General features: G+C 34.1%; 8 protein-coding genes and 1 riboswitch. All 8 genes read left to right on the forward strand.

Annotated features, from left to right (window positions below):
* Positions 1-539: 539 nt before the first annotated feature.
* Positions 540-645, forward strand: a riboswitch (TPP riboswitch).
* Between the two features lie 115 nt (positions 646-760).
* Entirely contained in the window at positions 761-1,567 is an 807-nt protein-coding gene (gene thiM, locus RR539_RS09460) for a hydroxyethylthiazole kinase (protein ID WP_442878408.1), read from the forward strand.
* The gene (gene thiE, locus RR539_RS09465) at positions 1,554-2,195 is read left to right on the forward strand and encodes a thiamine phosphate synthase (RefSeq protein WP_332473491.1); all 642 of its coding nucleotides are present in this window, start codon (positions 1,554-1,556) and stop codon (positions 2,193-2,195) included. Before thiM ends, thiE begins: the two co-directional genes overlap by 14 nt.
* An 11-nt stretch (positions 2,196-2,206) precedes the next feature.
* Positions 2,207-2,989, forward strand: a complete 783-nt coding sequence (thiD, locus tag RR539_RS09470; protein WP_332473492.1) for a bifunctional hydroxymethylpyrimidine kinase/phosphomethylpyrimidine kinase — start codon at positions 2,207-2,209, stop codon at positions 2,987-2,989.
* A gap of 130 nt (positions 2,990-3,119) precedes the next feature.
* The gene (locus RR539_RS09475) at positions 3,120-3,950 is read left to right on the forward strand and encodes a cyanophycinase (protein WP_332473493.1); all 831 of its coding nucleotides are present in this window, start codon (positions 3,120-3,122) and stop codon (positions 3,948-3,950) included.
* Positions 3,937-6,564 (forward strand): cyanophycin synthetase, encoded by a 2,628-nt coding sequence (gene cphA / locus RR539_RS09480; RefSeq protein ID WP_332473494.1) that lies wholly within the window; start codon positions 3,937-3,939, stop codon positions 6,562-6,564. Before RR539_RS09475 ends, cphA begins: the two co-directional genes overlap by 14 nt.
* 85 nt (positions 6,565-6,649) lie before the next feature.
* Complete coding sequence (gene ispE / locus RR539_RS09485; protein WP_332473495.1) at positions 6,650-7,495, forward strand: 4-(cytidine 5'-diphospho)-2-C-methyl-D-erythritol kinase; 846 nt, start codon at positions 6,650-6,652, stop codon at positions 7,493-7,495.
* A 127-nt stretch (positions 7,496-7,622) separates the two neighbouring features.
* Positions 7,623-7,832 carry a CLC_0170 family protein gene (locus RR539_RS09490; RefSeq protein WP_332473496.1) on the forward strand — a complete coding sequence of 70 codons (210 nt, stop codon included), beginning with the start codon at positions 7,623-7,625 and terminating at the stop codon, positions 7,830-7,832.
* A gap of 12 nt (positions 7,833-7,844) precedes the next feature.
* Positions 7,845-8,350 (forward strand): spore germination protein (locus tag RR539_RS09495; RefSeq protein WP_332483674.1); only part of this gene is annotated, 506 nt, incomplete at its 3' end.

An 8,350-nucleotide genomic window follows, 5' to 3' on the forward strand; every position in this document is an offset into this window, starting at 1 on the left:
ATGCCTACATTTGTTATCTATTCTGTTCAAGAAAGTGATAACCTATGGAAGATTGCAAAGAGATATGGAACTACAATCGAAGATATAGTAAAGGTTAATGAAATTGAAAACCCAGACTATATTAATGCAGGGGCTAAGATTATCATTCCTAAAAAATCATTCCTAGTATAAAACAAAGGCTATTGACGGAGTCAATAGCCTTTCATGAAAAACAGGTTTTCCATGAGACTTACCAATGGGTGCTAAAGCGACTGCGCGCCACTAAAGTGGCACTTGACCCCTTGATAGGTATGTTCAGCGGGGGCCCATGTCCCCCTCGAACATGGATTTAAGGTTTTTTATAAGAGAAGGGTACTGATAATATCAGTACCCTTTTTAGTTTTGTGGATTTGAAATTTAATTTTTTAAGGATAGGGGAGTGGAGGTTGGTGGCTTTGAAAAAGCCAGCATATCTAGTAATTAATAATTACTAGAATAGTTGATATTTATATAGGATTTATTTAGCTTTAATAAGGTGTATAATAGGATATAAGAAATAAAATATTGGACAGGGGAGCTTGTTTTCATGCTGAGAGGAAGGAATTGAACTTCGACCCTTAACCTGATTTGGATAATGCCAACGTAGGGAGTTTTTATGCTTTTAAGCAGAGAGTCTTTAGGTAGGTTCTCTGCTTTTTTCCTGTTCAATGGAAAGAAGGTAAATATGAAATTTAAAATTAATAAAATTAACAGGGGGGCTTTTTAATTGATTGGAAATATAATGGGAAATGTAAAGGCTAATAAGCCCTTAATACATAATATTACTAACTATGTAACTGTAAATGATTGTGCAAATATTTTACTAGGTTGTGGAGCATCTCCACTTATGACAGATGAGATTTTAGAGGCGGATGATATTACAGCTATTAGTAGTGGTCTTAATATTAATATAGGAACCTTAAATTCTAGAACAATAGAAGCTATGAAAGTATATGGAAAGAAGGCAAGTGAGGTAGGTAAGCCTATAGTACTCGACCCTGTAGGGGCAGGGGCATCTACCTTAAGAACTAATACTGTAAATGATCTTTTGAAAGAAGTTAATTTTACTGTTATTAAGGGAAATATTTCAGAGATTAAATCAATTTTATATAAGTCAGGAAATACTAGTGGAGTAGATGCTAGTGAGGGTGATTTGTTTGGTGAAGATTCCTTTAAAGAAGGGGTAGAAATAGCAAGGAAGTTATCAAGGTTAACAGGTGCAGTAATTGTAATAACAGGGGAAATAGATATAGTATCAACTGAGGATGAGTCTTATATAGTACGTAATGGACATCCATTAATGGCTAAGGTAACAGGTACAGGGTGTATGTTAAGTAGTTTAATTGCTGCATATATAAGTGCTAATAGGGAAAGTATTTTAGAGGCTACAGTTGTTGCTGTTTGTTTAATGGGAGTTGCAGGTGAAGTTTCTTATACTAGACTTAATTCAGAGCAGGGAAATGGAAGCTATAAAGTAAATATTTTAGATGTTATTAACAATGCTGATGAAAGTTTTTTAAGTGAGAGGGGAAGATATGAACTTATTTAATAGTTTAAAGCTTTATGCAGTAACAGATTCCCGTTTTTGTATTAATAGAAGTCTTGAAGAGATAACGGAAGAGGCTATTTTAGGTGGAGTAACCATGGTTCAATTAAGGGAAAAGTATTTAGGATATGATGAATTTTTAAATAAGGCAATATCTTTGAAAAGTCTATGTGATAGGTATAATGTACCTTTAATAATTAATGATAATATAGAGGTTGCATTAATGTCTAAGGCATGTGGTCTTCATATAGGACAAGGAGATAGAAGTATTGTAGAGGCTAGAAAGATACTGGGCAATAAGGTTATTATAGGTGTTTCTGCACACTGTGTAGAGGAAGCTGTAGAAGCTGAAAGACTTGGAGCAGATTATTTAGGTGTAGGAGCGGTGTTTTCAACATCTACTAAGGTTGATGCAGTAGATGTTAATATTAATAAGCTTATAGATATTATTAAATCAGTAGATATACCAGTTGTAGCAATAGGTGGAATAACAAGTGAGAACTTATTATTTCTTAAAGGATCAGGTATAGCAGGTGCTGCGATTATTTCAGGTATATTTGGTAAGGATAATATTAAGGAAGAATGTAGACTGTTAAGAGCTAAATTAGATGAAGTTGTTAACATAAAATAGAGGTGAAAAATATGAATACAGTACTTACAATAGCAGGTTCAGATTGTAGTGGAGGAGCAGGAATACAGGCTGACCTTAAAACATTTGCTATGCATAGATGCTATGGAATGAGTGTGATAACATCACTTACAGCACAGAATACTACAGGTGTATACGGAATATTAGATTCAACAGAGGAATTTGTTGAAAATCAAATAGATTGTGTTTTCAATGATATACTACCACTTGCTACTAAAATAGGAATGGTATCAAGTAGGGGAATTGTACAGAGTATATATAATAAGTTAGTTGAATACAAAGCTGAAAATATAGTTGTTGATCCTGTTATGGTATCAACAAGCAATGGAAATCTTATTAAGGGAGATGCAATTGAAGAACTTGTTAATAAACTTTTCAAAATAGCAGCTGTTGTTACCCCAAATATTAGTGAAGCAGAGGTTCTATCAAATATTAAAATAGATAATATGGAAGATATGAAAAAAGCTGCAATAATAATAAGTAAAACTACATTAGGCGGTGTACTTATAAAGGGTGGACATTTAGATGGATTACCTAATGATGTTTTATATTATAATGGAGAATTTACTTGGTATAGTGGAAAACGAATAAATAATCCTAATACCCATGGAACAGGATGTACACTATCCTCAGCAATAGCATGTAACCTAGCAGAAGGGAAGTCTCTTGATGAAAGTATTAGACTTTCTAAGGATTATGTTGAGGGAGCAATAGCATCAGGACTTAACCTTGGTAAGGGACGAGGACCACTAGACCATACATATACAATCAAATAAAGTAGTTAAAATACGCATAAACCTTAATGGTATACTATGCGTATTTTTTGTTATCTATTGTATATAATTATTCTCTTTGGGCAATATATCAAGGTAAAGCATTTATTTTTTGTATTTAGGGGTTGATTATATGGAAAAAGGATACCTTGTTATTATTGGCGGTGCAGAGGACAAGGAAGATAAGTGTGAGATTTTAAAGGAAGTAGTTAAGATATATAAGACCAAGGAAGGACCACTTGTTATACTTACAGCAGCTACAGACTATCCAAAGGAGGCAGCTGATAAGTATAGGAAGGTGTTTAAGCGTCTTTCTGTTAAGGATATTGAAGTTGTAGATATTCAGGATAGGTCCATGGCTGAGAATACTGTGAACATAGATATTATTAAGAGGGCAGGTTGCATTTTCTTTACTGGAGGAGATCAGATTAAGATTACAAGCCTTATAGGCGGAACTATGTTTTATGATGCCCTTAGGGAAAGTTATCTATCAGGTGCACTTATAGCAGGTACATCAGCAGGGGCAAGTTGTCTACCATCTACTATGATAGTTACAGGTGAGGATGATTCAGCACCTAGTAAGTGTACTATTAAAATGTCACCAGGACTTGATATTATTCGAGGGGTTATTATAGACCAGCATTTTGCCCAAAGAGGAAGAATAGGAAGATTACTTGCTGCTGTTGCCCAGAATCCAGAGATACTTGGAATAGGAATTGATGAGAATACAGCAGTTGTTATAGAAGGTGAAGATAGTTTTAGAGTTATAGGAGAGGGAGCTGTTACTGTTGTTGATGGTAATTATATATCCCATACTAATGTTTCAGAGTTATCACAGGATGAGATATTAGCCATAACTGATGTTGAGATGCATATTCTCCCTAGAGGATATGGTTATAGCTTAAAGAGCAAGGCACCTATTATTAAGCAGGTGTCTAAGGAGGAAAAGGATGAAAATCGTTGACAAAAAAGTCTATACAGGAAGGAATATACATTCTCACAGATTGTGTATTAAGATTGGAGTAGATATTTTTGAATATGTAGATACTGAAACTAAGGATATAGAAGGCTTTAATAATAAGCTTATTAAGGCATTACCGGGACTAAGTTCCCATTGCTGTAGTAAGGGTTATGAGGGAGGATTCTTAGAACGTCTTAATGAAGGAACCTATCTTCCACATGTATTTGAACATTCACTTATAGAGATGCAGCTTATGCTTGGGTTTAAGGGAATCAAATACGGTAAGGCAAGACATAGGGAAGGTTCTATTTATGATGTTGTATTTGAATATTCACTTGAAGAGGCTGCGAGCTACTGTATAGATGGACTGTTAGATTGCTTTAATTCATTTATTATAGGGGAAGACTATGATATGGAATCTCTTATTAACTCTATTGAGAAGAGAATATCAAAGTGTAGACTAGGTGCGTCTACCACTGCAATTTATGATGAGGCTAGAAGAAGACAGATCCCTATAACAAGGGTTGGATATAGTAGTATATTAAACCTTGGATATGGGACTAAGACTAAGAGGGTATGTGCAACTATTAGTGACAATACATCATGTATAGCAGTGGATATATCATGTGATAAGTCTCTTACACGAAGAATATTATCGGATATATCTATTCCTATACCTGAAGGTGATATGGCGGAAAGTTTATCTGATGTAGAATCTATTGTAGATAGTATTGGGTTTCCACTTGTTATTAAGCCTATTGATGGTAGTAAGGGTAGTGGAATAACAGTTAATATTAACTCTCTACATGAGGCTAGGGATGGATATAATAAGGCAGCAGAGATTAACAAGAAGGTTGTTGTTGAAAGATATGTTAGAGGCAAGGATTATAGGCTTTTGGTTATTAATAAGAAGGTGGTAGCAGCTTCACTTAAGCTTCCACCCTATGTTGAAGGTAATGGAGTTAATACTATTAAAGAGCTTGTTAATATTGAGAATAAAAGCCCACTTAGGGGATTTGGACATGAAAAGCCTCTTACTAAAATAGTTTTAGATAAGGATATTATTATGTGCCTTGCATCACAGGGAAAAACACTAGACACGGTTTTAAAGAATTCTGAAAGAGTATTTTTAAGACGTAGTGCTAATCTTTCTACCGGTGGTGTTTCAATTGATTGTACAGATAAGGTCTCAGCTAAGACACTTGACTTTGTTATTAGAGCAGTAGATGCTGTAGGACTTGATATTGCAGGGGTTGATATATGTACCCAGGATATTTCTATTCCACTTGATGAAGGTGGCGGTGCTATACTCGAAATTAACGCAGCACCTGGAATTAGAATGCATACCCATCCAAGTCAAGGAAAGCCACGTAATGTTGCTTCACATATGCTTGATTACTTATATAAAGATAGTGAGGTAAGTATACCTATAGTTTCTATTACAGGAACAAATGGTAAGACAACCACAACTAGAATGATAGGTCATAGCTTAGCTCTTAAGGGTCTTTATGTTGGAATGACTACAACTAGTGGTATCTACTTAGATGGTAAGTGTATTGAGTCTGGTGATACTACAGGACCTATAAGTGCTAGGGTAGTACTCCAAGACAAAAGGGTTGAGGCTGCTGTTCTTGAAACAGCAAGAGGTGGTATTTTAAGACGTGGTCTAGGTTATGATTTAGCTGATGTTGGAGTTATAACTAATATTACAGAGGATCATCTAGGGCTCGACGGAGTTAATACACTTGAGGACTTAGCCTATGTTAAGTCACTTGTTGTAGAGGCTATTAAGCCAGGAGGATATGCTGTAATTAATGCTGATGATCCATATGTTAACCTTATTTCAAAGAGGGTTCCAAGTGATGTTAATATTACCTATTTCTCAAAGGATATTAACAATATCCTAATTAAGAAACACATGCAGCAAAACAAACCATGTGTATTTATTAGGGAAGATTATATATGTTCATTTAAAGATGAACATATACAGCCAATAGTTAATATTAAAGAAATTCCATGTACCATGGAGGGAAGACTTGTTCATAATGTGGAGAATTGTTTATCTACAGTTGGAGCACTATCATCACTTAATATAGAGTGTGATTTTATAGAGAAGGCACTTAAGTCATTTTTATCTGATAGTGAGTCTAACCCAGGTAGATTTAATTTATATAAAGTTAATGGAATCAATGTAATAGTTGATTATGGACATAATATTGATGCTTATAATAAGGTAATTGAGTCCCTTGAAAGCTTCCCGTCTAATAGACGTGTTGGAGTAATTGGAGTTCCTGGAGACAGAGATGATGATAGTATAATGCGTCTTGGAGCTATTGCAGGAGAGGGCTTTGACTATGTTTATATTAAAGAAGATGTTGATAGACGTGGAAGAAGTGAAGGTGAGGTATCAGCCTTACTTGAAATTGGAGTAAAGCTATCTTCTAAGGGTAATAATTACTCTATTATTCACAAAGAAGATGAGGCATTAATAGAAGCTATTAAGTCTTGCAGCGAAGGTGATACTGTTGTTATTTTCTATGAAGACCTAGATAAGGTTAAGGGTGCTATTAAGTCATTTACAAATGAAGATATTACATCTATTGATGCTATAAGCTAGCTATAATTGAATAGAGCTTTATTTTCTTCTATAATTAAATTATATATTTTAGAAGGGGGAGCTACGTTTTGTAGCATTAGTTATTATGGATGTTTTAACTTATATGTCACCTGGTAAGATTAATTTATCACTTGATATTATATCAAGGAGAGAAGATGGGTACCATGAGATTAACACTATTATGCAGACCATAGACCTTTATGATTTAATTAGTATTCAAAAATGGCCACATATAGAGCTTACTATTACAGATGATTCGCTTCCATGTGATGAGGGTAATATAGCCTATAGGGTAGCGTCGATTATTATAGATAGGTACAATTTAGATTCAGGAGTTAAGATTCATATAGAGAAGAATATTCCAATTGCAGCAGGCCTTGCAGGTGGAAGTGCAGATGCAGCAGGAGTAATTATTCTTATGAATAAGCTTTATAATCTTAACCTAAGTAATGATGAGATGATGGATATAGGAGCTTTAGTTGGAAGTGATGTATCATATTTAATTTTAGGTGGAACATGTTTATGTACTGGGCGGGGAGAAAAGGTTAAGTCATTATCAAGTTTTAAAGGGATTAATGTTCTAATCGCAAAGCCAAATGTATTAGTTTCAACAGCTGATGTTTATAAGGGACTTGATTTAAGTAAAATAAGCTTAAGACCAGATAATAATATCTTACTTAATGCTATTAACAATAAGGACATTAATACTTTAGCAAATAATCTTGTTAATGTACTAGAAACAGTTACAATTCCTATGCACCCAGAAATAGATTCTATTAAGAAAACCATGATGAAACATGGTGCATTAGGAAGCATAATGAGTGGAAGTGGTCCTACTGTATTTGGAATATTTACAGATGAGGGAATTAACAGCTGCTATAATGAACTATCAAAGTCTATGAAGCAGGTATATATAACTAAAACAATATAAAAATAATAGAAGTTATACACATTTTTACCTTGAATTGTGTATAACTTTTTTTATTTTCATAAACATTTAGGTTTTTGTATAGAAAAGATAATTTTAGGAGAAATTAAGATGTAGTCGGAGGTGGATTATGTCATACAAAATAGTTATACAGAGTATGTTTGGTTTTGATAGTTTAGTGGTTTTTTTATTATGTGCTTGTATATTACTTTTTATAGATTGTAAGGATTACAAAAAAAGAAATATGGTGAAGGAATATAAGGCAGCAAAGGCATTTTCCCTTTTATTTATTTTTGGTGGAACGGGTATGTACATATTTGCCATGTACTTTATTAAGTAAGGAGGCGTTAATTTGAGGTTACTTAGAAAGAAGAAGAAGAAGGAATTAAGCTTTGATTATGAACATAATACTAAGACAGATATTCCAAAGAATATAGATGATATAAGTAAGATATTTAAGGATACCTTTGTAGATTCACATGATATGGTCTTTAGAGACTTTAATATAGGAAGTAGTATGCTTAAGGGGTTTTTATGTCAGATAGACGGTCTTTCAGATAAGATGCTTGTTGATGACTTTGTTATGGAGCCTTTAACCATACTTTCAAGGCAGGTAGATCTAGACCTTGCAAATCTTAAAGAGAACCTATTTAAGGCTATTCAGAATACAACCATAGCAGCTGCGGATATTAAGGAAGTTGAGTATATAGAAGAAGCTATGTTATTGCTACTTTCAGGTGAAACTCTATTATTTGTTGAGGGTTATGATAAGTGTATTATTATAGCTTCAAGGCTATGGCCGGCTAGAGGTACCAGCGAGCCTATGGGTGAAACTGTTATTAGAGGACCAAGGGATGG

Source organism: Clostridium sp. (assembly GCF_036639235.1).
Lineage (GTDB): Bacteria > Bacillota > Clostridia > Clostridiales > Caloramatoraceae > Clostridium_AB.

Bases quoted from the DNA above. Each gene is read 5' to 3' on its own strand.
- cphA (WP_332473494.1), top strand. From the start codon at position 3,937: ATGAAAATCGTTGACAAAAAAGTCTATACAGGAAGGAATATACATTCT.
- RR539_RS09490 (WP_332473496.1), top strand. From the start codon at position 7,623: ATGTCATACAAAATAGTTATACAGAGTATGTTTGGTTTTGATAGTTTA.
- thiE (WP_332473491.1), top strand. From the start codon at position 1,554: ATGAACTTATTTAATAGTTTAAAGCTTTATGCAGTAACAGATTCCCGT.
- thiD (WP_332473492.1), top strand. From the start codon at position 2,207: ATGAATACAGTACTTACAATAGCAGGTTCAGATTGTAGTGGAGGAGCA.
- ispE (WP_332473495.1), top strand. From the start codon at position 6,650: ATGGATGTTTTAACTTATATGTCACCTGGTAAGATTAATTTATCACTT.
- RR539_RS09475 (WP_332473493.1), top strand. From the start codon at position 3,120: ATGGAAAAAGGATACCTTGTTATTATTGGCGGTGCAGAGGACAAGGAA.
- thiM (WP_442878408.1), top strand. From the start codon at position 761: ATGGGAAATGTAAAGGCTAATAAGCCCTTAATACATAATATTACTAAC.